Below are 22,759 nucleotides of genomic sequence, written 5' to 3'. Positions count from 1 at the left end.
GTTTTACATATATAATAAATATCCTACATATATTAATCCAATTACCAGAGATATTAAAACTGGTATTATCTTCCATCGCATATATTCAATAAATCCAAACTTTCTTCCTAAATTCTTTTCAAGATAATTAACTGCAACCAGGTTTTGAACAGCTCCCAATGGGGTTAAACTGGTAGCAAAATTTGCTCCTATTGCAAAAGCCCACCATAACACAGGTGTAATACCCTGATTTACAAGTATTCTTATAACAGGTGCCAGAATTAATGCCGATGGTACATTATTTAAAATTGGAATTGTAATAACAGCTATTAAATAAAAAACACCTATAAGCAGTAATTGATTGGATTCAAGTGGAATAAACATATTCGCAATCTTTTCCGTAAATCCTATTTCTTCCAATGCATATGAAGTCATATACAAACCTGCAAAAAAGAATAGCATATCCCAATCTATATCCTTTGCAACATCTTCATATCCATTTGCAAATTTAAATACTAAAATAGAACCACCCAAAAGTGCTATAACAGCTAATTCTAAATGCAAAGTAGAATGCAAAATAAATAATATAATTACTATTATAAAATCTATTAATGAATAAATCATCATTTTTTTGTCAGTAATAGCTTTTCTTTCATCGATTTCATTTAATTTAGCTATATTTTTTAATGTTTTTTCGTCTACTCTCAAATGCTTTTTAAAATAAAACAATACTCCTATGAAAGCCAGAATAGATACAGGACCCATTTTTACAATAAAATCATTAAATGAATATCCACTAATTGAACCTATAACAAGGTTTAAAGGACTACCTATTAATGTTGCAGCTCCTCCAATATTATCCATTAAAATAGTTAGCATTATCAATGGTATAGGACTAATTTCAAGCATATCTGCTATTAAAAAAATCATAGGCGCCATAACAAGAATAGTAACTACATTATCTAAAAATGCTGATGTTAACGCTACTATTATCATCAACATTGTAATTGTTAAAAAGAATCGTTTTCCCCCAAGCTTTATAATCTTAATAGAAAAAAACTCAAAAAAACCAGACTTACTTAAAAAAGCTACTATCATCATCATACCTGTTAATAATCCCAATGTATCAATATCCACAACATGACTGAAGTTTTCTGCATCTAACCCTTCTACCAATCTTAATCCAGAAATCAATAAAGCCAGACTAAAAACTACCACAGGTTTGTTCTTTTTTCCAAAAATAATATACAGATACGCCAATCCAACTATTACCAGAACTAAAATACCGTTTATAGTCATTTTATCCCCCTTTCTTTAATAAAAGGCAAAAAACATTTATATCTTATTCCTCTAATATAATGAAAATCTTTCGAAAAGATTTAAATAAAAAGAAAAAAGTATTACAAATTAAAAATAGCCTCTTCTTTAATAGAAGAGGCTATTATACAAAGATTATTTTACAATTTCTATATTATATTTTTTTGTAAGTACATATGTATAATATCCAAGTACAACCTTGATAACATCAAAAACAATAAATGGTAAAACACCTATTTGAATTGCTTTAATTAAATTTATATCCAACCTCATCATTAATCCTATTACGCCTGATACATAAATTATTATCAAGGCTAAAATTCCTCTTAATATTCCTTCAAAAGGCAAAAATGCAACAACAGTAGCCAATAAGAATCCTATTATATATCCACCAGTTGGACCTAAGATTGTTGCTATCCCAGCATTAAATCCTGCAAATACAGGAAGCCCAAGCATACCAAGCATTACATAAATCAAAACAACCTTCCATGCATCTTTTTTTAAGAAATAAATAGAAAGTATAATTCCAAATACCTGCAGGGTAAACGGCACACCAAATGGCGTTGGAATTTTTATCCACGCAGTAACAATTAAAAATGCGGTAAATAATCCTAACAAAGAAAGTTTTTTACTCACCCCGAAAACCTCCTTTAATCTTTAATTAAATTAAAAGATTTTTTCCTTACTTTCTCTAACCTTATTCCATGCATAAAACGCCAATGCGCCAACAGTAATTAAAAATGGCATTGATTGCGTTACTTCATATGGAATATTTAAAAATTGCAAAGAGAATGAAAGAGCTTCTGAAAAACCAAACAATAATGAACCTAACGCTACACCATATGCAGAAGTTCCACCTAACGCCTGAGCAGCAAGGGCTATAAACCCTCTACCTGCTGTCATATCCCTTGCAAACCATGAAACATAACCCATGGATAAAAACACACCTGCTAAACTTGCTAATAAACCACTAATTACAAGGGCTGTATATTGTGTTTTAAATACAGAAATCCCAACAGAACGTGCAGCATCAGGTGATTCACCAACTGATCTAATCCTCAAACCAAGAGGTGTTTTATACAACATATACTGAACAAGGAATATCATTAATACCGCAACATACGTAAGTACATGATGCCCACTTAAAATATTTCCCAAAATAGGTATATCCTTTATTATAGGTATATCTATATTTGGTAAAACAAGCGATTTAACAGAAGCTGATGAACCCTTATCGCCTGTTAATAAATACAGTGCATACACAGTTCCACCACTTGCAAAAATATTTAAAGCAATTGCTGCCATTATTATATCTGTTTTTAATTTTAAAGAAAAATACGCAAGTATTGATGACATTACCCAACCTGTTATTAATGCACCTATTATAGATAACCATATATTCTGTGTAAATCCGCTGATTATTACTCCAACAAAAGCAGAAAATAGCATTGTACCTTCAAGAGCTATATTAGGCGTTCCTGCAAGCTCAGCTACTAATGCACCAAGAGCTGCCAATAATATCGGCGTTGTTACCCTGATTCCAGCTGATAAAAAATCCCACGATAATATAGAACTTAAAACTCCATTCATGCTGTTTCACCACCATTCGCAATGGCATTTTCTGATTTTTTTGCTTCTTTTTCTATAGCTTTTTGTCTCATTCCTGAAAGGAATGCTTCAGCAGTTACAAGTAAGATTATAGTTGCCTGTAAAATCGATACCATTTCCGGTGGTATATTTGTATATCTTCCCATTGTTTTTGCTCCTACCCTGATATAAGAAAGGAATAAAGCGGCTAGTGGTACATATAACGGGTTATTTCTTGCCAATGTGGCAATAATTATACCGTCCCATCCATATCCTGGAGAAAACAACCATAAAAATCTACCGTGATATCCAATTAACTCAATAATACCTGCTGTTCCTGCAATTGCACCACTTACAACATGAGCCTGGAACAATGTCTTTTGTGTGTCTATTCCTGAATAATATGCAAAGTTCTTATTGTTACCGATTAATCTTACCTTATAACCCCATGTTGTTTTTTTCATAATAAACCAGAAAAGTAAACTCATTGCAAGAGCTATTAATATACCTATATGCCATCTATATCTTGAATTTAAAAGGTATAACATAGCTGTTTCTTTAAATTTATAAGATACCAATTGACCTGCATTGGGATCTCTTAAAAATACTTTGATTATAAATAATCCCATATATAATGCAACATAATTAAGCATTAATGAAGTTACTATTTCAGATGCATTCCACTTTGCCTTTAAATAACCAGGTATTGCTGACCATCCAGCTCCTACCAATGAAGCAACAAGAATAACAACAATAGGATGTAGAATTGGTATCGCCGGAAAGTATATTGCTGCAAAACTTGCTATGGCAGCACCAAGGAATAATTGTCCCTCAGCACCTATATTAAATTGTTTCGCTGTAAATATCAACGAAACAGCAAGACCTGTAATCATTATAGGAACACTTTCATTAATCCATTGAATGAAACCTCTAAGATTAAATTGCCAGTGTCCTCTTCTCTGCCTTGCAACAGGAAGTGTCAAAAACTTTACAAATGCATCATTTGCATCTGTAATAGCAACCTTTAATTTCTCCGAAAATGCCATGTCTCCTTTTGGTATAGCAGAAAGAAGTATTAATACATACCCTAAAGCAAGAGCTATGAGTATTGCTATAATAGTTCTATAAACTTCATATCTTTTCATACCCTTCATGATTTATCACCCATTTCTTCTGCTGACATCTTTTTTATACCAAGCATATACTCACCAAGTATTGTTTCTGTAAGTTGTGATACATCATCAAATTTTGCCACTATTTCACCATGATACATAACCACTATTCTATCCGAAGTTTCAAGTAATTCTGTTAAATCTGCGGAAACAAGAAGAACACCCACACCGTTATCTCTTTCTTTTACAAGTCGTCTTCTTATAAAGTCTGCAGCTGCTATATCAATACCCCTTGTAGGTTGATCAGCTATAATAATCTTTGAATTTGCAGTAAATTCCCTTGCTACAACAACTTTCTGGATATTTCCTCCTGAAAGCATTTTTACAGCAGTTTTAGGGCCGTCTGTTCTAATATCAAACTCCTTTATCATTTTTTTTGCATTTTCTGTTATTGCTTTATACGATAATACTCCTCGTTTGGAAAATGGTTCTTTATAGAATCTGTCGCTTATAAGATTTTCCTCTATTGTATCCTCTTTTGAAGCTCCCCAAATCATTCTGTCTGCAGGTATAAAACTCATACCAGCTTTTCTAAATTCATGTGGATTATCGCTATCTTTCATATTTTTTCCGAAGACGAAGATTTCTCCATCTTCAGGTTTTTCCATACCGGTGATTATATCAACTAATTCTGTTTGACCGTTTCCTTCTACACCGGCTATACCAAGAATTTCACCTTCACGCAAAGCGAGAGATACACCTTTTAACATCTTTACTCCGTCATTTCTTGTAAAGTGAAGATTTTTCACTTCTAAAACAACATTTCCTGGTTGTGCAGGTTTCTTTTCTATATTCAAATCCACATCTCTACCAACCATCATTCTTGACATATCTTTTTCGGTTATATTCTTTACTTCTGCCTCTCCTACTGTTTTACCTCTTCTTAAAACAGTAATTCTATCAGCAATTTCCTTAACTTCATTTAATTTATGAGTAATGAAAATTACAGTTTTCCCGGCAGCAGTAAGATTCTTCAACGCTTTAAATAATTCTACAGTTTCCTGTGGAGTTAATACAGCTGTTGGCTCGTCAAGAATAATTAAATCTGCTCCACGAACGAGAGTTTTTATAATTTCAACCCTTTGTTTCATACCTACACTGATATCCTTTACCTTTTCATGCAAAGGTACAGGTAATCCATATTTGTTCATTTCCTTTTCAACAAATTCTGTAGCTTTTTTTAAATCTATTGAAAAACCTTTTGTGGGTTCCATTCCAAGAACTACATTTTCCACAACTGTCAAAGAAGGAACAAGCATAAAATGCTGATGAACCATACCAATTCCCAATTCAATGGCTTTATCTGCGGTATGATTCTCCAATTTTTCACCATTATAATATATTTCGCCTTCTGTGGCTCTTTCAAAACCAAATAATATCTTCATTAATGTACTTTTTCCTGCTCCATTTTCACCAAGCAATGCGTGAATTTCGCCTTTTTTAACCTTTAAATCTACTCCTTTATTTGCAGTAACTCCATTGGGATATACCTTCCATATATTTCTCATTTCAAGGACATATTCACTCATACCTCTCACCTTTCCTAAATGAAATTAAAAATTTAATAAAAGTGGGGCTACGCGTAGCCCCAGATTATAATTTATTATATGTCTTTTATGTTATTATGGTCTTACAGAATTTCTAATTTTGTTTAACTCTTCATTGCTCATTCCATATGCAGTTGGAACCTTTATATCTCCTCTGATAATTCCAAGTTCAATATCCTTTAATTTTATTAATATCCATGGATCTACAGACATAACCTGCTGGAAATACTTGTTATCGGCAAGTCCTACACCTTTTTCCTTTAATCCCCATGCTTCAGCCTTTCCGAAAGGTAATTTCCCTTCTATGAACATTTCTATTGATTTATATAAAGAATAATCTACGTTTTTAAGCATTGATGTTATTGTATGTTTTACTATATCCATATCTTTTTCTTCATATAATAATTGCATATCTGAGTCAACTCCAATTGCCCATCTGTCCATATCCTTTGCTGCTGCCAAAACGCCATTTCCTGTTTCACCTGCTACTGCAAATACAACATCTGCCCCCTGCCTGTACATGGACAATGTAAATTCTTTACCTTTTGCCGGATCATTCCATACACCTACATATGAAATTAATACTTTCATATCTGGATCAATATATTTTGCACCTTCAATATAACCTACTAAAAAGTCATTAATAACAGGTATATCCATACCGCCAAGAAAACCTATTATCTTTTTATCTGGTAATGAATATTTAAATTTATCTGATTTTGAAACCATTGCAGCCATTGCACCAGCTAAAAATGAACCTTCGTTCTGTTTATATGTGATGGAATATACATTATCAAGATTTCCCTGTGAATAATCTACTGCATCATCATAAATTATATATTTTTGATCAGGATACATTGGAGCTATTCTCTGTAATAATTCAACCATTTGCCATGTTCCAACAATAATTAAATCATATTCTCCAAGATCAGAAATATCTTCCAATGTAGGTTCCCATTCTGTTGGATTATAACTCATTTCAATAATCTTTGCTTCTACACCTAATTTTTCTTCTGCCCATTTTACTCCTCTTGCTGCTGAGTCAAAGAATGATTTGTCTCCAAGAGTACCATTAATTAACAACGCAACCTTTACCTTACCAAATAAGGTAATACCAAGCAATACAACCATTAAAATAACCAATAACTTTTTCATATATATCCCTCCCTTTCGGATTCTAAATTTAATTAAATTATATCATAAAGACTATTCACGGTAAAATTCAATTTAAACAAATAATTCCACGAACTTCTGTTTATTCACATCTACAAGACCTCTATCAGTAATTTTTAATTCTGGAATAACTGCTAATTGTATAAAGGATAATGTCATAAACACCTCTTTTATTCCTCCAAGTTTCTTTAATTGCTCTTCCTGATATTCCAATTCCTCAACAACTTCAAACAATTCTTTATCTGCCATAAGACCTGCTATTGGCAACGGAACACGAGATAATACCTTTCCATCTTTTACAACAACCATACCACCATTCATTCTTTCTATCTCTTTAGCTGCAATATACATATCCTCATCGTTCGTACCAATTATTCCAATATTATGAGAATCATGACCTACACTGGTTCCAACTGCACCGCTTTTTAATTTGAATCCTTTAACAAACCCTTTTGAAAATCCTGAACCTGTATGTCTTTCAAAAATAGCTATCTTAATTATATCTCTTTCAATATCAGAAACTACTACACCATTTTCTACCTTTGGTTCTACTATTAACTCTTTGGTTAAAAGCGAACCTTCAAACACTTCTATTACTCTCATTTTATTGCTTTCAGGTTTTACTTTCAAATCTTCCACTGAAAATTCTGGCAATATAACCTTTCCAAAACGTTTTGGAAGGTCATCATATAGCCCTTTCATTTCATCTACTAATTCTCCATCTTTCACAACCACTTTAGAATCCTTTATAACCATTCTAATATTGAGGTTTTCTAAATCATCAACAACTATCATATCAGCCTTATATCCCGGTGCTATTGCACCCATGCTTCTAAGATTAAAATATCTTGCTGTATTTATTGTTGCCATTCTTATTGCTATTATAGGATCTACACCCTTTTGAATACTTCTTCTTACAAGATAATCTATATCGCCTTCATGTAAAATATCCAACGGTTCCCTATCGTCTGTACAGAAGGAAAAATTGTGGTGATTCATAATATTTACAGCACCAATCAAATCATCGAGATTCTTTGCTGCTGTTCCTTCTCTTATAAACACATGCATGCCTTTACTTATCTTTTCCAAAGCTTCTGGCTCTGTAGAACACTCATGATCAGATCTAATAAATGCATCTATATACGCATTTAATGCTTTTCCTGTTACTCCTGGTGCATGCCCATCTATCTTTTTATATTTATGTCTTAAGATTTCTATCTTTGTCAATAATTCAGGATCTCTATTTAGCACACCAGGAAAGTTCATAACCTCACCAAGGGCAATTATTCTATTGGGATATGTATCCACAAATCCCACCATATCTTCTGGTCCTAATCTGGCTCCTGTTGTTTCCATATTGGTCGCCGGAACAGCAGAAGGTATTGCTATATAAACATTTAAAGGAATTCCTTCTGTGGATTTTATCATATATTCAAGACCATCTAATCCTAATACATTTGATATTTCATGCGGATCTGCTATTACCGTTGTTGTTCCTCTTAACAATACTGCTTTAGCAAATTGTCTTGGGGCTAACATTGAACTTTCAATGTGCAAATGAGCATTAATAAACCCTGGAAGTATATATTTTCCTTTAAGATCTATTATTTCCTTACCCTCATTATAATCCCCTATACCTGCTATTCTTTTTCTAAATAATGCAATGTTAGTTTCCTCTATTTCCCCCGTAAATACATTTACCAATTTCGCATTTTTTATCAATACATCTGGCATTTCCTCTCCCAATGCCACAGGAATAATATCCTTTATTTTCATCTATTTTCCCCCCTATATTTCAATTAATATCTTTCTTTCAACACCCCATTCATTAATGGTTTTCTAATGGCTATAAATATTATTGCAAGGAATATCATATTAAGCACCGATGATGCAGCAAATAAATCCCAACGCGGATATGAAGTTCCCGGTTCTCCTATAAAGGAATATAGTTTAACAGATATTGGATATAAATTGTCTTTTGTTAATAACATCAATGATGGTATAAACCCATTCCAGCTTTTCATAAACCCTATCAATGAAGACACCAGTATTGATGGAATAGACAATGGAAATAATATATAAAAATATGATTTTATTCTTGATGTATCCATTATGGCTGTTTCTTCTATTTCCTTTGGAATCTTATCGAGATATCCTTTTATGAGGAATGTGGCCATTGGCAATGTATGTGTTGTATACACCAATGAAAGCCCAAATAATGAATTCAATAATTTTAATTTCTTAAAGACCATAAATAAAGCTATAATAGAATGCACTCCTCCAAGAAAATCCATAAATATAAGTATAGGCAATATCCATCCCATTCTATTTTTTGATATAAACAATGCTAAAGGATACGCAGTTAATGGTACTAATATTGCTGTTAGTGTGGATAAAATAAATGTATTTTTTAAGTTTAAATCTATATTTGCTTCTGTGAATATCCTTTTGTAATTTTCAAATGTTGCATTTTTCGGTAAAAGGTTCATTGTTATATCGTTATTTCCGGAAAGAGATATATTTATTATGCTCCATAATGGTAATAATATACTTAAAATTAATATTCCCAATACAATATATCTCATATAATTTGTCATGTTAAATCTAATTTGTGGCAACACAGGCGTTTTTTCTTTAAAAATCAGCCACATTAATCCTATTATAGGAACAAAATCAAATCCTTTCCAGAATCCATAATGATTTATGCTTAGCATCATTATTGCAAAATCTACAAATACTATTACTCCAAATAATTTTCTGTTTTTTAGCAACAAAAGATACATTGCCGCAGATAGCAATAATACTATATTATGATTAAACATATAGGTAAGAACCTTTATGGCTATAACAAAGGTTATAAATTTATTTAAAGATATAGTTCTTCTGGTAAGAAAGATAAAAGCTATAAGCATTACAAAAAATGCTGAAATAACGCTATAAGCTGATATTATTCCAAAATCATAATATGTATTTGAAACAAAATAATTGAATATTCCCATAGTTGTTGTAATACCAACAATACTATGACTACCTATCCCGTCCAATAATGGTGGTCCTCCCGCTGTTAAAAGAAATGGAACAGTAAAGTCCTTAAAATGTGCAGCAAATATTATCAGAAACCATGCAATAATCGTTGGCTTTATATATGGAATAGTAATATTAATAAGAGTATTCAGTGAGTTGGCACCATCTATCTCTGCTGCAAAATATAATTCTTTTGGAACTTCCTGATATGCAGAAATTAAAACCATTATTACTATCGGTAATTCAAGCCAGATACTTACAAAAACACCCCAACCAAATCCAGATAATACATCTGTAAATATATTTGTATTAATATGAAAAATATTTTTTATAATAGAATCTGTTCCATATCCATATATTAAAGCTCTCCATATCAATACACCTATATAAGACGGTACTATCCATGGAAGCATCGTTAAAAAGAAAACCAATTTTTTATTTCTAAATTTTTCCTCTATCAAATATGCTATTAAAATACCTATTATCATCACTATTGAAGAAATAATAGCAGACCATATGAAACTAATCTTTACAGCTATAGACATTCCAGAGTCTTTTAAAACCTCTATATAATTCTTAATACCAACAAAACCCCCATTCTCACCAAACGGTGAGGTATATAATGATGTTTTCAAGATCGAAAACATTGGTATTATTAAAATAAAGGTTATTAAAAATACCGCTGGTAATAAAAGAATATACTTACTTTTATTTTTCATCCATAAACCTCTGTGTTTTTTCTATAATAGAATCATCCATTTCATCTTTTTGCTTAAGAATTAATGTCATCATCGTTCGTATTCCCTGCCAGTATTTTGATTTAAAATATGCGGAATTTGGCAAAACCTTTCCTCTTTCCGCAGACATATAGGCAACCTTAAAATATTCATCCTTTTCTTTCAATTCATCAAAAGCACTTTTGGAAGAAGGAAATTTGTATAAGTCCTTACAAAATGTAATCTGAGATTCTTTCTTTGAAATATACTCAAGAAATTTCTCAACATCATTATTTAATTTCCCTTTTATAACGCTAAAACCTTTGTAATCCAAAACAGGTGTCATATAATTTCCTGCTTCTTTTATATATGGTAATGGTAATATTTTAAACTCTATACCGGATTTAATAAAATCAGGAATCATAAAGGTTCCAAAAAACATGGCTGCTATTTTGCCTTTTTTAAATCCAGAAACAAGCCCCTGCCTTTCTATGAGATGAGCACTACCTCCTGCAACTGTTGTAAATATAAAAGAAATTGCATTATAGGTATTATCATCATCTATTATTATTCTTCCATTTTCCATTAAATTTTCTTTTCCAAATGCCCATTGGAAAGGTGGGAACCAATAAGGCGAATTGGCGCCCCATGCAAGCCCAAGTGTTTTCCCCTTTGTTTTTTCTTCCACTGCATAACTTGCAAACAATAAATCTTCAAATGTATGTCCATATTCTAAAGGAAATCCTGAATCATAAAAGGTTTTATAATGATAAAATAATACCTGTGTATCAAAATAAAATGGTATGCCATAATAATGTACTTCCTTAGAAATAGATTTTCCATCTTTAACAATATGTTTTTCTATTTTAAATGCATCAAATGAGCCTTTTATAAATGATTTTCCATATTTATCTTTTAATGCATCTATATTTTCTAATAATCCTGCATCTGTTAACTTCCCTATCTCATCATTTTTTATTAAAACAATATCAGGAATATCTCCATCTCCTCTAAAAACTGTAAATAATTTCGAGGATATTTTTTGCTGTCTTATCACCTTCACAGTGATTCCAGGATTCTCTTTTTCAAATGATTTTACAATATCTTTAAATTGATCAAAACCTTCATATTCAAACCATACAGTAATTTCACCGGCAAATAAAAATGTAATCATTAAGACAAAAAGTATTAAAACTGAAAACCTTTTCATAAACAACCCCCTTAATCTGTGATATAATGTTAACATAATTATACATCAAATTGGAGGTTTTTTAAAATGAAAATATTGGGAGTTATACTTGCTGCAGGTTTATCAAAGAGATTTAAAGGCAATAAACTTATATATAATTACAATGGCAAACCACTTTTGCAATGGACCATAGATTTATTAAATCAATATGATTTTGATAAATTGCTTGTTGTAAATGAAAATTGGAATGAAATAGAAAATCATTTCAAAGACTATTCTAATTTCAAAATCATTTATAATCACGAATATAAAAAAGGAATTTCCTCTTCAGTAAAAACAGCAATACAATATGCTTTAAACAATAATTATGACAAAACCCTAATATTTCTTGGAGATATGCCTCTAATCACAAAAGAAACAGTTGAAAAAATTTTATATCAAAATACTAAAAAACCTATTGTTGCTCCGTATTATCAGGGACAAAAAGGATTTCCAACATTAATTGATAAACAATTATATAAAAATGTTTTAGATTTATCAGGCGATGCCGGTATAAAACAGATAATATATAAACAACCAGAATTAGTAGAAAAAATAGAAATTAATATATCTATGTCCGTTTTTGACATAGACACTCCCCTTTAGTTACTTTAAAGAAAACTATTTATTAAGAGAATTTGACTTTTTTTAAAAAAAGTGCTATTATTATAGTAGGAGATGTGGTTAGGGATCTTCCAAAGGAGGTGTTCTTATGGATTACAAATTATTCACAAAAAACATTGAGCTCACTAAAGCTCTTGAAGATTATTTAGAAAAGAGAATGGAAAAAATCGACAGAATGTTCAAAAAACACGATGATTTGTTAATGGGAACAGAAATTAGGGTAGAAAAAGACAGAGAAACTTATAAGGTTGAGGTTACTTCACATCTTAAATTTAAAGGCAGTATTTTCAAAGTAGAAGAAAGGGGGACAGACCTTTACGAGGTTATAGATAAAGTTTCTGACGCTTTTGAAAGAAAATTAAAGAAAGTAAAAGGAAAATTACAAAATCACGATGCTCCAAACCCATTAAAAGATGTTAAACCTGTAGAATTAGATGATGAAGATGAACTTTTCAGCAAAATTGAAAAAAGAAAAAGATTTGATATGAGTATGTTCTCATTAGAAGAAGCGATATTACAGTTAGAATTATTGGGACACGAATTTTTTGTATTTAGAAATTCAGAGTCAGAAGAAGTTAATGTTATTTACAAAAGAAAAGACGGAACATTGGGATTAATAGAATTTGAAGAATAATAAATAATAATAAGTCGGGCTGATTTTCAGCCCGACATTTTTATTTTATTATTACTTAAAATATTCCTTCATCTCAAGTGTTGAAAATTCAAATGGAAATTTTACTGGTTTTCCTTCCTTAGAAGATTTATAAATTGCAAGTACAATTTCAACAGCTTTTTTTCCATCTTCTCCAGAAATATATGGTTTTCTATTATTTATTATAGCTTCATAAAAGTCCTTATAAAGCGGCACATGACCTGCACCATAAACAGTATCAGGATCAGGCAAATTTTGAAATGGATGTGATTCTTCACCATCAAATCTCCAGGTTTCTATTTTATTTACTGCCAGACCACCTATTACAACCGTTCCATTTTCACCAAACACAGATAATGTTTCTTCAAGATTCTTTGGATAAACATTTGCTGTTCCTTCTACAATTCCCACAGCACCATTTTTAAACTTTATAATTGCACTTCCAAAATCTTCTGCTTCAATATATGGATGATTAAAGTTTTCAATTCTACCAGAAATCTCTTCTATTTCACCAAATGTCCATTGTAATAGGTCTATTCCGTGAGTACATTGATTCATTAATGTTCCACCATCAAGCTCCCACGTTCCTCTCCATGGTGCCTGTTCATAATATGATTTATTCCTGTTCCATCTTATGGAAATCTGTCCATGCAACAATTTTCCAAAATCACCATTTTCAAGTTTTTTTCTTAACTCCTGAATAGGTGGATTAAATCTGTTCTGAAAACACACACCTAATTTTAAATCCTTTTCTTTTGAAAGTTCTATCATATGGTCCATTTCTTTTGTGGATAATGCCATAGGTTTTTCAACAAGCACATGTTTTCCATTGCACATTGCATCTATAGAAATCTGATAATGATATCCACTTTCTGTAGCTATGGATACCATATCTATATCTTCTCTTTTTAAAACTTCATTATAATCAGTATATACTTCTGGCCTTTTTAATCCCGCTTCTTCTATTATATTAGCAATATTTTCTGCCTTTTCCTTTACAGGATCAACAACAGCTACAAGCTCAAATAATTCGCTATTCTTTATTATAGCTTCTGTATGTTTTTTAGTAGCAATTCTACCACAACCAATTAATGCCAGTCGAATCATAATAATATCACCTTATCCTTATTCTTTTCTATATTCTTTGTTTTATTCTTTGTATCAAATAAGAATGGAGCATGTTCAAGCACAAATTCATAATCTACATTAGAATGTGCAGTAGTTAATACCACAGCATCTACACTTTCAAGAAGCTCTCTTGTTAATTCCACACTCTTATATGTTTTTCCTTCATGTGTAAATTCTGGAATATACGGATCATGAATAATAATATCTGCATGTTTCTTTTCAAGGTGTTCTATAACCTTTAATGCAGGTGATTCCCTTAAATCATCTATATCGTTTTTATAAGCAACACCAAGCAATAATACCTTTGCTCCATTTAAACATCTCTTTCTATCGTTTAAAATATCCTGAAGTCTTGAAACAACATATTCAGGCATTGCATCATTTATTTCTCCAGCCATTTCTATTAATCTTGTATGATAATCAACAGCTCTTGCTTTATATGTTAAATAAAATGGATCTATTGGAATACAATGACCACCTACACCTGGCCCAGGATAAAAAGGCATAAAACCAAATGGTTTTGTAGCTGCTGCATCAATAACTTCCCAGATATTAATTCCAAGTTTTTTTGCAACTACAGCCATTTCATTAATAAGCGCAATATTTACAATTCTAAATGTATTTTCTAAAATCTTTGCCATTTCTGCTTCTTTTGGTGTTGAAACAGCAAATACCTCTGCTTCAAGAACATTTTCATATAACGCTTTAGCATGTTTTGTACATTCTGGTGTTACGCCACCAACTACCTTTGGTGTATTCTTTGTTTTAAACCTTAAATTTCCTGGGTCTACCCTTTCTGGTGAAAAAGCAAGATAGAAATCCTTACCAACCTTTAATCCTGTTTCTTCTAATATAGGAAGCATTACTTCCTCTGTGGTTCCAGGATATGTTGTACTTTCAAGGGTTACCAGCATATCTTTATGCAATCTTTTTGCAACCTCTTTTGTAGAAGCAACAACATATTGCAAATCGGGCTGCTTAAATTTATTTAAAGGAGTAGGTACACAGATCATTACTGCATCACATTCAGCTAATTTTTCGAAATCTGTTGTAGCTGTAATCTTTCCTTTTTTTACAAGATCTTCAAGTTCTTCATTTACAACATCACCAATATAATTAATACCTTTATTAACCATTTCAACTTTTTTTTCCTGAACATCAAAGCCAATAACGTTATAACCTGCCTTTGCCTTTTCTACTGCTAAAGGTAATCCAACATAACCAAGTCCAATAACCCCTATTTTTGCTGTTTTGTTTTGAATCTTTTCCATTAAACTCATATTCATCCCTCCGAATATATAAAATTTTGAATTTATTTTCATTCACTGAGTGAATTATATCATAAAAAAAAGAATGTGTCAATATAATTTAATTAAAAAGGCTCTTCAAATTGAAGAGCCTAATTATATACTATATATCCATCATCCACATAATAAAATTCGCCGCTAATACAAATAAAAAGGTTCTTAAAAGTCTAAATAAAAATTCACCAAAATATCCATCCTGATATGATTTCCATCCTCTATATATCAATAAAAAAAAGGCAACTATTAATAGCACTGTAAGTCCTGGAGAAAAACCAAACATTCCCATCCCTCCATCTTTGTGATTTTATCATCAATCATATTATATCATAAAATCCCGCTGTTTTTCAAGCGGGATTAGTTTAATTATTAAAATATTCTTTTATAGATTCTACTATATATTCAACCTCATTTTCTGTGAGTTCAGGGAATATAGGCAATGCCAATGTAGTTTCTGTTGCTTTTTCTGTTATTGGAAAATCTCCTTTTTTATAACCAAGATATTCAAAACATTTCTGTTCATGTAATCCCTTCGGATAATAAATAGATGTTCCTATGCCTTTTTCTGTTAAATATTCTCTTAACTCGTCTCTATTACCTTTTTTAAGCGTTATTACATATTGATGATAGACATGAGATTTATCTTCAAATACTCCTGGATACTCTACATATTTTTCTAATTTATATGCTTTAAATAACTCATCATATTTTTTAGCTATTTTTATTCTATTTTCTATGTACTCATCAAGATGTTTTAATTTTATTCTCAATATTGCTGCCTGCACTTCATCAAGCCTTGAATTAAATCCTACTTCATCATGATAGTATTTTTTTGCTGCACCGTGTACTCTTAATTTTCTTACTCTTGTTGCTAACTCTTCATTATTGGTAAATACCATTCCTCCATCACCATAACCTCCAAGGTTTTTGGTAGGGAAGAATGATGTAATGCTTAAATCTCCAACAGAAAATCCTTTTTTGCCCTTCCACATGGAACCTATGGACTGTGCACCGTCTTCGATTATATAAACTCCATATTTTTCTTTGAAATATTGAAGTCTTTCAAGATCTATTGTTTTACCAAAAAGATGAACGGGTATTATTGCCTTTATTTTTTCCCTTTCTGGATGATTTTTCAAAATTTCTTCTACCTTATTTAAATCCATGTTGTAATACTTTTCTTCAACATCAACAAATATAGGCTTTGCTCCATTTCTTGTTATACAGCTTGCTGTTGCAAAAAATGTATATGGTGTAGTAATTACATAATCACCTTCTCCAATATTTAAAGCCCTCACAGATAAAAATAATGCATCAGAGCCATTTGCAACACCTATTGCATATTTTGTCCCTGCATATTCTGCCAATTCTTCTTCAAGAGCTTTTACATGTGGTCCTAAAATTACCTTTCCTGTTTTAAAAATATTATCAAGAGTCTCCAAAACTTCTTCCCTTATTTTTTCATATTGCCTTGTCATATCAAATAATGGAATTTTCATTTTTTACTCCCCTTTCTCCAATGAAACATTACCTGTTTCATCAATATTAAAAATATATATATTTGATAATTCATTCTCTCTCGCATTTTTTAAAATATCCTCAGAATGTCTAAATGAAGCTATTATAATCATGTCATAATCCATATTTTTCACTTCTTCTGGAGAATATATGTTTATTCCATGTATTTTATCCCCCTGTTTTGAAATAGAATCATCTATAAACCCTATTACGTTTATATTTTCTCCGGTTAATACCTTTAATACTATTCCTCCAACAACTCCTGCACCGTATAATAATATATTCTTATACCCCATATCTTCAATTTTATTAAGAACTTTATTAAATGATTTCTTCGTCTCAGAATATATTTTTGAAACTTCGTTTATAAAGGAAACGGTCAAAAATTGCAGCCTCTTTTTCCCATCGTGCGTAATTTCATAATTCATATTTCTTCTGTTTCCGCCAGTTTTTATTATATATTTCTTATCTTCAAAATCTTTTAAATATCGGTTTACCATTGAAGGAACTATCCCTACGCTTCTGGCTATCATTTCCTGAGATACCTTTTCATTTTGCGAAATTATCTGTAAAATCATTAACTCCCTGAAATTAGGAGATGGATTAAAAAATGTATAGTCTTCAAAATCAAACATGCTTTCACCTCTTTTTATTCACTGAGTGAATTATAACAAATTAAAATCTATGTGTCAAGAATTATGTTCTAACTTTATGATATAATATTTTATATAACAATATAGTTTTTAATTTTGAAGGGGGGATTTTTATGAAAAAAACTTTAATCTTATTCACCGTATTGATTATTTCAGCAATTGGGCTTTCTTTTAATCTTGATAAGGATGTGGCTAATTATTATTATAAAATTTCACAGACTATAAAATCCGATATTAAAGATTATGTTGAAAATGATGCATATATTAAAATTAATACATTTGTGGACAATCGCTCTTATGATAATTTTAAGAATAATACTTCTGGATATAATGTATTACAGGTAAATCAATTTACACTCCCTATTGCAAAATATTCTGCTCCTGCTTTTACCGCGGCATTATATACTTTTTTTAATTTAATGAAGTCAAATAATGATGTTTTGTTTTATTCTTTTTTTATTCCTATTGGAGTTGATTTTTATTTATTGTTTAACCCATCATCTTCTTCTCTTAAAAATACAAATATAGATAATATACTTTTTAAAAATATATTATCAGAAAGTTTTAATGGAAATACACCTGAATCAAAAAAGAAAAAATTTTATTCTCTGGATATATACGTTCATAATATAACTATAAATTACAATTTTTATGATTATAGTTTATTTAATTATACTGTTGTAAAAGGGCACTATATAGTCTCTGCAATTTTAAGAGATAATGAAAATAACATTTTATTTCAAAAAACTTATAATAATTCCGATGAATTAGATAAATTGAAAAATTCATCTTTTTTGAGTTTTATAATGGATGTTTTTATGGCTTTAGCAGGAACAATTTTCATTTTCGAAAGTAATTAACAAAAATGGAGGATTTTTAATGGAAGGCTGGATACCCACAAAGAGACTTAAAAAAATTACTGAATTTGCTGATAAATTTTGCGGTACTGTTGAGCCAATTCATAGAAATATTTATCTTTATTTCGATAACGTTTTACGTGTGGCTATGACTGATGGTTGTGCCAATGCCGATATCTTTTTTTCAAAGGAATTTTTTCCTTTTAAAAATACATATGAAATCCCAATCCAACATTTAAAAGGACTCTTAAAAGGATTAAAAAGCAATTCTTCACCTTTTGTTAGAATGCTTGCTTTAGATGAAGGGTTGAAAATAGAATTAGATGAAATGATATTAAATATACATAGTAATAAAAATTCTACTATTCCTAAGATTAATGAAGATAAAATTACTTTTTTATTTGAAATGCGTTTAAAGAAATTTCTTGAATTGCTCGATTTCGCCAGCGTTCATTCTTATGAAGGGGAATTTATTCATTTTTTTTCAACAAAAAATAATGAAATATATGCTTTATCCGAAAATTTTAATATATCAGCTATATCTTTTTTTATAAAAAATAATATACATTTTAATAGACTTATTCCCTTTACAACTGTGCGACATATAATCAAATCACTCTCACTTATTTCTTCAAATGAAGTAATAAAAATATTTTTAGGAAAAGATCATATTATTTTAAAGGGACAGGGATTTATAATAAGTACATGCAGTGAAGTAAAAGAAGAGGTTATTGATTTTAAATTGCCTGATAATTTTATTGAAAATAAAAAAATAAAGATTTCTTCGTTGAAGAAATCTTTAAATCGTATTTATACTTCTATTCCACAAGGTTTACCTGTTTATATGGTATTTTCGAAAAAATCACATATTGTAAGCAAAGACAAAAATTCCACGCTTACATGGAATCTGGATCTTAATTTTAACCATAATTATTTAGTAGAAATAAAGCCAAGAAAATTAAGATCTTTACTTGCAAGGTTTTCAAATGATGAAATTAATATTGGTTTAAGTAAGAAGTTTATTGCTTTGTTTGATAATAATAAATATATTTTATTAAAGGTTTCTGAATATTCTGATTAATCTTCATCTATATATTTATATCCTAAAATTTTTACTATTCTCAACGTTTTGTCTTCTGCAGTATCAACAAGTTCATCATCTATTTTTACTATTGGTTTCATTTTATTGGCTTTATTAGATGCTACTACAATTCCTATTTTATTATTGCTTAACTGAACAACCATTCCAGCTGGAAATAATCCAAATGCATTTATTAAATGTTGAGTATATTCAGGGTCAAAACTTTTGGTTACATGTGATAATATAAAAGATAATGTCTTGTATGGCGTCCATGGATCCTTATATACCCTTTTACTTGTTAATGCATCATATACATCTGCAAGGGCTAATATTCTTCCAAATTCCGAGATATCCTTTCCTTTTTTCTTGAAAAAATATCCTGTTCCATCATATCTTTCATGATGCTCAATTGCACCTCGTAATATCTTATCGCTAACAAATCTATTATTTTCTAAAATTTCTTTTGTGTACATAACATGTTTTTTCATAACTTCAAACTCTTCTGCAGATAATTTTCTTGGTGCGTTTAATATTTCAAGATCCACCTTTGTTTTTCCAATATCATGCAATAATCCCGATAAAGCTAATTCTGTTAATTCATCACCTCTAATACCGGCCTCAAATCCTATTAAAGATCCCAGAATCATAACATTTAATGAATGAGAATACAGATATTCATCATATGTTTTTAATTTTTTCAAGGGTATATATATTTTGTCTGAAAAATTTTTTTGCATTTCATCGGTTACTGTTGAAGCAACCTCTGTTGCCTTGTCTATGTCAACATCTCCGCCTTTTTCCAGTTCAGCAAAAAGATCTTTTACCTGTGAAAAACTTCTTTCCAATACCTCTTTACTTAAAAAACTATGGGTATATGCCATTTCTTTTATATTCTGCACTGACTGTGCAGATTTTCTTTTTAATTCGTTTATTGGAACTTTTAATATATTATTTTTTTGAAGTGTGTTCAAAACATTGGAATCTATAACCTTACCTTTTTTAAATATGATATTGCCATCAATGTCTTTTACATCCATTGCCAATATCATACCGCTTTTTATTTTATTTAACGGTAAAAATTTCATTAAAATCCCCCTTATTCTATATAGATATAGTCTAAAACTTCAACTATTCTTATAGTTTTTTCTTCGGAAAGATCTATTGTATCGCCTCTATCGATTTTTATTAAAGGTCTGATTTTATTGGAACGATTTGAAGCTACTATAGTACCAAATTGTCCGTTACTTAATTTTACTCTCGTTCCAACAGGATAAACTCCAAAAGCATTTATTAATCCCTGAGCAAATCTTCCATCAAATTGTTTTTCAACATTACTTAATATAAAGGATATTGTTTTATATGGTGTCCATGGCCCCTTATAACTTCTTGTGCTGGTAAGCGCATCATATACATCTGCTATGGAAATAAGCTTTCCAAAATCACTTATCATTTCATTTGTTTTTCCTTCTAAATATCCTTTACCATCAAAACGCTCATGGTGTTCATATACCCCGGCAACAATCCCTATATCTTTAATATTATTCTGAATACATAATTCTTTACCAAACTTTACATGATTTCTCATTATTTGCATTTCTTCCTGAGTTAATTTTCTCGGAGCATTCATAATTTCAATAGGCACCTTTGTTTTTCCTATATCATGAAGTAATGCTGAAATTGATAAGCTTAACAATTCATCGCCTATAATACCCGCTTCTACACCCAGCAATGTACTTATAATCATAACATTCAAGGAGTGCGAATATAAATATTCGTCAAATGTTTGCAACTTTTTTAATGGAACAAATAGTTTATCTGAAAAGTTTTTTTCTATATCTTCTTTTATTGTTGAGGCAATATCCACTACGGTATCAATATCTATATTTCCAGAATCTTCCAGAACTTTAAATACACTTTTTATCTTTTTAAATCCTAAATCAAGATGCTCTTTGCTTACCACTCCATATTTTTGGGTTTCTTTTTGAAGACCTGTTATCGTATTTTTTTGATTTTTCACAGGAATGGTAAATATACCGCTTTTCTTTAAAACAGCAATAACCTTTTCGTCAAGCGGTGTATTTTTCTTAAATATTACTTTTCCCGTTGTATCTCTAACATCCATAGCTAATACCATTCCAAATTGTGCTTTATTCAAAGAAATTACTTTCATTTTATAACCTCCTGGATGTAGAGATTTGTATCGGGACCTGTTTGTATTTTTTCATTATCCACAAGAACCAATGGAAAAATTTCTATTTCATTTCGTTTTAGCACAATCCCTACCTGTCCATTATTCAATTTTACACGTGTTCCTGTTGGATAATATCCCGTAACTTCGTATAATTGTCCAACATAATACGGATCGAATAAAAAACCTGATCTTTTTAAAATCCATGATAAAGCTTCATATGGCGTATATCCTATTTCTGTTAATGAGGTATATGCGTCTGCAACCTGGGTAATTCTAACAAGCGGTGGAATTTTTTCACCTTTCATCTGAAATTTTCCTTTACCATCAAAGCGTTCATGATGATATAAAATACTATCCAATATTTCATGATTTAATACGTTTTTTAAACCCTGTAATTTTTTAAATGCAACAATTGTATGTAATGTGGCATTGGTTTCTTCACTTTCAAAATCGTTAATTACCCTATCACCGAGCATTGCATAACCAATATCATGAATTAGTGCAAATTTCACCGTTTGTTTATACATAATATATGGTAATTCCACTTTTTTGGCAATTAATGATACTAAAATTGCTGTATTCATTGAATGATATAGTAAACTTTCATTTCCTATTGAATTTAGAAAATTCAATACTATATTTTCTTTTTTTATATCAAATTTTTTATATATCTCTTCTGTTAAATTGTTTAAGGATATATACAACTCTTCTTTAGAAAAATGACTAAAAACATGCCCAACGGATTCAATCCATCTATTATAAACCTCTTCATCTATTATAGGTGGTAACTCTTCAAATTCCTTTTCTACAAATCCCGTCCCAAGCGATTCAGAGGATAAAATCTCTATTTCTGTGATATCTGAGGAAATGAGCATCTTTATGGTCTTTTCATCTAATTCCTGACCCTTTTTTAAACTTAATCTATTTTTTAAGTTATATATATCTTCTCCTACAATCATGCCGGGTTTTAAATCCGTAATTTTTACTTTGCTCAAGTTTTCAACCCCA

21 protein-coding genes are annotated in these 22,759 nt (G+C 30.5%); 4 read left to right on the top strand and 17 right to left on the bottom strand.

Annotated elements, in window-relative coordinates:
* Window positions 1-3 precede the first annotated feature (3 nt).
* From LN42_RS07625 to LN42_RS07585, 9 genes are all read right to left on the bottom strand, one after another.
* Window positions 4-1,278 carry an SLC13 family permease gene (locus LN42_RS07625; RefSeq protein WP_014296941.1) on the bottom strand — a complete coding sequence of 425 codons (1,275 nt, stop codon included), beginning with the start codon at window positions 1,276-1,278 and terminating at the stop codon, window positions 4-6.
* A gap of 153 nt (window positions 1,279-1,431) precedes the next feature.
* Window positions 1,432-1,932 (bottom strand): biotin transporter BioY, encoded by a 501-nt coding sequence (locus tag LN42_RS07620; RefSeq protein ID WP_075780660.1) that lies wholly within the window; start codon window positions 1,930-1,932, stop codon window positions 1,432-1,434.
* A gap of 30 nt (window positions 1,933-1,962) precedes the next feature.
* The gene (locus LN42_RS07615) at window positions 1,963-2,886 is read right to left on the bottom strand and encodes an ABC transporter permease (protein ID WP_014296939.1); all 924 of its coding nucleotides are present in this window, start codon (window positions 2,884-2,886) and stop codon (window positions 1,963-1,965) included.
* On the bottom strand, window positions 2,883-4,028 hold the full coding sequence (locus tag LN42_RS07610; RefSeq protein ID WP_198029609.1) for an ABC transporter permease: 1,146 nt from the start codon (window positions 4,026-4,028) through the stop codon (window positions 2,883-2,885). Before LN42_RS07610 ends, LN42_RS07615 begins: the two co-directional genes overlap by 4 nt.
* A 5-nt stretch (window positions 4,029-4,033) precedes the next feature.
* Window positions 4,034-5,584 (bottom strand): ABC transporter ATP-binding protein, encoded by a 1,551-nt coding sequence (locus LN42_RS07605; protein WP_014296937.1) that lies wholly within the window; start codon window positions 5,582-5,584, stop codon window positions 4,034-4,036.
* 93 nt (window positions 5,585-5,677) lie between these two features.
* Window positions 5,678-6,757, bottom strand: a complete 1,080-nt coding sequence (locus LN42_RS07600) for a BMP family ABC transporter substrate-binding protein (protein ID WP_014296936.1) — start codon at window positions 6,755-6,757, stop codon at window positions 5,678-5,680.
* A gap of 72 nt (window positions 6,758-6,829) precedes the next feature.
* Entirely contained in the window at window positions 6,830-8,551 is a 1,722-nt protein-coding gene (gene ade / locus LN42_RS07595; RefSeq protein WP_014296935.1) for an adenine deaminase, read from the bottom strand.
* A gap of 23 nt (window positions 8,552-8,574) precedes the next feature.
* Window positions 8,575-10,518 carry an ABC transporter permease subunit gene (locus LN42_RS07590; protein ID WP_075780659.1) on the bottom strand — a complete coding sequence of 648 codons (1,944 nt, stop codon included), beginning with the start codon at window positions 10,516-10,518 and terminating at the stop codon, window positions 8,575-8,577.
* Window positions 10,508-11,725: an extracellular solute-binding protein gene (locus LN42_RS07585; protein WP_075780658.1), complete on the bottom strand. Its 1,218-nt coding sequence runs from the start codon at window positions 11,723-11,725 to the stop codon at window positions 10,508-10,510. Before LN42_RS07585 ends, LN42_RS07590 begins: the two co-directional genes overlap by 11 nt.
* Window positions 11,726-11,791: 66 nt before the next feature.
* Here LN42_RS07585 and LN42_RS07580 point away from each other — a divergent pair, with 66 nt between their 5' ends.
* Window positions 11,792-12,349, top strand: coding sequence for an NTP transferase domain-containing protein (locus LN42_RS07580; protein WP_075780657.1), 558 nt, complete (start codon window positions 11,792-11,794; stop codon window positions 12,347-12,349).
* Window positions 12,350-12,455: 106 nt separating this feature from the next.
* On the top strand, window positions 12,456-13,001 hold the full coding sequence (gene hpf / locus LN42_RS07575; protein WP_014296931.1) for a ribosome hibernation-promoting factor, HPF/YfiA family: 546 nt from the start codon (window positions 12,456-12,458) through the stop codon (window positions 12,999-13,001).
* Between the two features lie 51 nt (window positions 13,002-13,052).
* Here hpf and LN42_RS07570 read toward each other — a convergent pair whose 3' ends face one another.
* The 5 genes from LN42_RS07570 to LN42_RS07555 form a co-directional block, all read right to left on the bottom strand.
* A complete protein-coding gene (locus LN42_RS07570; RefSeq protein WP_014296930.1) occupies window positions 13,053-14,126 on the bottom strand; it encodes a Gfo/Idh/MocA family protein in 1,074 nt (357 codons plus the stop codon).
* Window positions 14,123-15,427 (bottom strand): nucleotide sugar dehydrogenase, encoded by a 1,305-nt coding sequence (locus tag LN42_RS07565; protein WP_014296929.1) that lies wholly within the window; start codon window positions 15,425-15,427, stop codon window positions 14,123-14,125. The genes LN42_RS07570 and LN42_RS07565 overlap by 4 nt, the downstream gene beginning before the upstream one ends.
* A gap of 130 nt (window positions 15,428-15,557) precedes the next feature.
* A complete protein-coding gene (locus LN42_RS10975; protein WP_014296928.1) occupies window positions 15,558-15,734 on the bottom strand; it encodes a hypothetical protein in 177 nt (58 codons plus the stop codon).
* Window positions 15,735-15,813: 79 nt separating this feature from the next.
* Window positions 15,814-16,950, bottom strand: coding sequence for a DegT/DnrJ/EryC1/StrS aminotransferase family protein (locus LN42_RS07560; protein WP_014296927.1), 1,137 nt, complete (start codon window positions 16,948-16,950; stop codon window positions 15,814-15,816).
* 3 nt (window positions 16,951-16,953) lie between these two features.
* Complete coding sequence (locus LN42_RS07555; protein WP_014296926.1) at window positions 16,954-17,604, bottom strand: MarR family winged helix-turn-helix transcriptional regulator; 651 nt, start codon at window positions 17,602-17,604, stop codon at window positions 16,954-16,956.
* 131 nt (window positions 17,605-17,735) lie between these two features.
* Here LN42_RS07555 and LN42_RS07550 point away from each other — a divergent pair, with 131 nt between their 5' ends.
* Complete coding sequence (locus LN42_RS07550) at window positions 17,736-18,482, top strand: hypothetical protein (protein ID WP_014296925.1); 747 nt, start codon at window positions 17,736-17,738, stop codon at window positions 18,480-18,482.
* A 19-nt stretch (window positions 18,483-18,501) separates the two neighbouring features.
* On the top strand, window positions 18,502-19,560 hold the full coding sequence (locus LN42_RS07545) for a hypothetical protein (RefSeq protein ID WP_014296924.1): 1,059 nt from the start codon (window positions 18,502-18,504) through the stop codon (window positions 19,558-19,560).
* Here LN42_RS07545 and LN42_RS07540 read toward each other — a convergent pair.
* The 3 genes from LN42_RS07540 to LN42_RS07530 are packed head-to-tail and all read right to left on the bottom strand — an operon-like array spanning window position 19,557 to window position 22,746.
* Complete coding sequence (locus LN42_RS07540; RefSeq protein ID WP_014296923.1) at window positions 19,557-20,645, bottom strand: HD-GYP domain-containing protein; 1,089 nt, start codon at window positions 20,643-20,645, stop codon at window positions 19,557-19,559. The two genes, LN42_RS07545 and LN42_RS07540, sit on opposite strands and share 4 nt — an antisense overlap.
* Window positions 20,646-20,656: 11 nt before the next feature.
* On the bottom strand, window positions 20,657-21,730 hold the full coding sequence (locus tag LN42_RS07535; RefSeq protein ID WP_014296922.1) for an HD-GYP domain-containing protein: 1,074 nt from the start codon (window positions 21,728-21,730) through the stop codon (window positions 20,657-20,659).
* Window positions 21,727-22,746 carry an HD-GYP domain-containing protein gene (locus LN42_RS07530; protein WP_041638557.1) on the bottom strand — a complete coding sequence of 340 codons (1,020 nt, stop codon included), beginning with the start codon at window positions 22,744-22,746 and terminating at the stop codon, window positions 21,727-21,729. Before LN42_RS07530 ends, LN42_RS07535 begins: the two co-directional genes overlap by 4 nt.
* Window positions 22,747-22,759: the final 13 nt, after the last annotated feature.

It is taken from the genome of Marinitoga sp. 1137 (genome assembly GCF_001941525.1).
GTDB classification, from domain to species: Bacteria; Thermotogota; Thermotogae; order Petrotogales; family Petrotogaceae; genus Marinitoga; species Marinitoga piezophila.
Note: the sequence above shows the minus strand (reverse complement) of the source record. Positions and strands in the feature narration are given on the sequence as shown.

Coding starts and splice junctions, on each gene's coding strand:
- LN42_RS07625 (WP_014296941.1), bottom strand. CDS start 1,278: ATGACTATAAACGGTATTTTAGTTCTGGTAATAGTTGGATTGGCGTAT.
- LN42_RS07615 (WP_014296939.1), bottom strand. CDS start 2,886: ATGAATGGAGTTTTAAGTTCTATATTATCGTGGGATTTTTTATCAGCT.
- LN42_RS07610 (WP_198029609.1), bottom strand. CDS start 4,028: ATGAAAAGATATGAAGTTTATAGAACTATTATAGCAATACTCATAGCT.
- LN42_RS07605 (WP_014296937.1), bottom strand. CDS start 5,584: ATGAGTGAATATGTCCTTGAAATGAGAAATATATGGAAGGTATATCCC.
- LN42_RS07600 (WP_014296936.1), bottom strand. CDS start 6,757: ATGAAAAAGTTATTGGTTATTTTAATGGTTGTATTGCTTGGTATTACC.
- ade (WP_014296935.1), bottom strand. CDS start 8,551: ATGAAAATAAAGGATATTATTCCTGTGGCATTGGGAGAGGAAATGCCA.
- LN42_RS07590 (WP_075780659.1), bottom strand. CDS start 10,518: ATGAAAAATAAAAGTAAGTATATTCTTTTATTACCAGCGGTATTTTTA.
- LN42_RS07585 (WP_075780658.1), bottom strand. CDS start 11,725: ATGAAAAGGTTTTCAGTTTTAATACTTTTTGTCTTAATGATTACATTT.
- LN42_RS07580 (WP_075780657.1), top strand. CDS start 11,792: ATGAAAATATTGGGAGTTATACTTGCTGCAGGTTTATCAAAGAGATTT.
- hpf (WP_014296931.1), top strand. CDS start 12,456: ATGGATTACAAATTATTCACAAAAAACATTGAGCTCACTAAAGCTCTT.
- LN42_RS07570 (WP_014296930.1), bottom strand. CDS start 14,126: ATGATTCGACTGGCATTAATTGGTTGTGGTAGAATTGCTACTAAAAAA.
- LN42_RS07565 (WP_014296929.1), bottom strand. CDS start 15,427: ATGAGTTTAATGGAAAAGATTCAAAACAAAACAGCAAAAATAGGGGTT.
- LN42_RS10975 (WP_014296928.1), bottom strand. CDS start 15,734: ATGTTTGGTTTTTCTCCAGGACTTACAGTGCTATTAATAGTTGCCTTT.
- LN42_RS07560 (WP_014296927.1), bottom strand. CDS start 16,950: ATGAAAATTCCATTATTTGATATGACAAGGCAATATGAAAAAATAAGG.
- LN42_RS07555 (WP_014296926.1), bottom strand. CDS start 17,604: ATGTTTGATTTTGAAGACTATACATTTTTTAATCCATCTCCTAATTTC.
- LN42_RS07550 (WP_014296925.1), top strand. CDS start 17,736: ATGAAAAAAACTTTAATCTTATTCACCGTATTGATTATTTCAGCAATT.
- LN42_RS07545 (WP_014296924.1), top strand. CDS start 18,502: ATGGAAGGCTGGATACCCACAAAGAGACTTAAAAAAATTACTGAATTT.
- LN42_RS07540 (WP_014296923.1), bottom strand. CDS start 20,645: ATGAAATTTTTACCGTTAAATAAAATAAAAAGCGGTATGATATTGGCA.
- LN42_RS07535 (WP_014296922.1), bottom strand. CDS start 21,730: ATGAAAGTAATTTCTTTGAATAAAGCACAATTTGGAATGGTATTAGCT.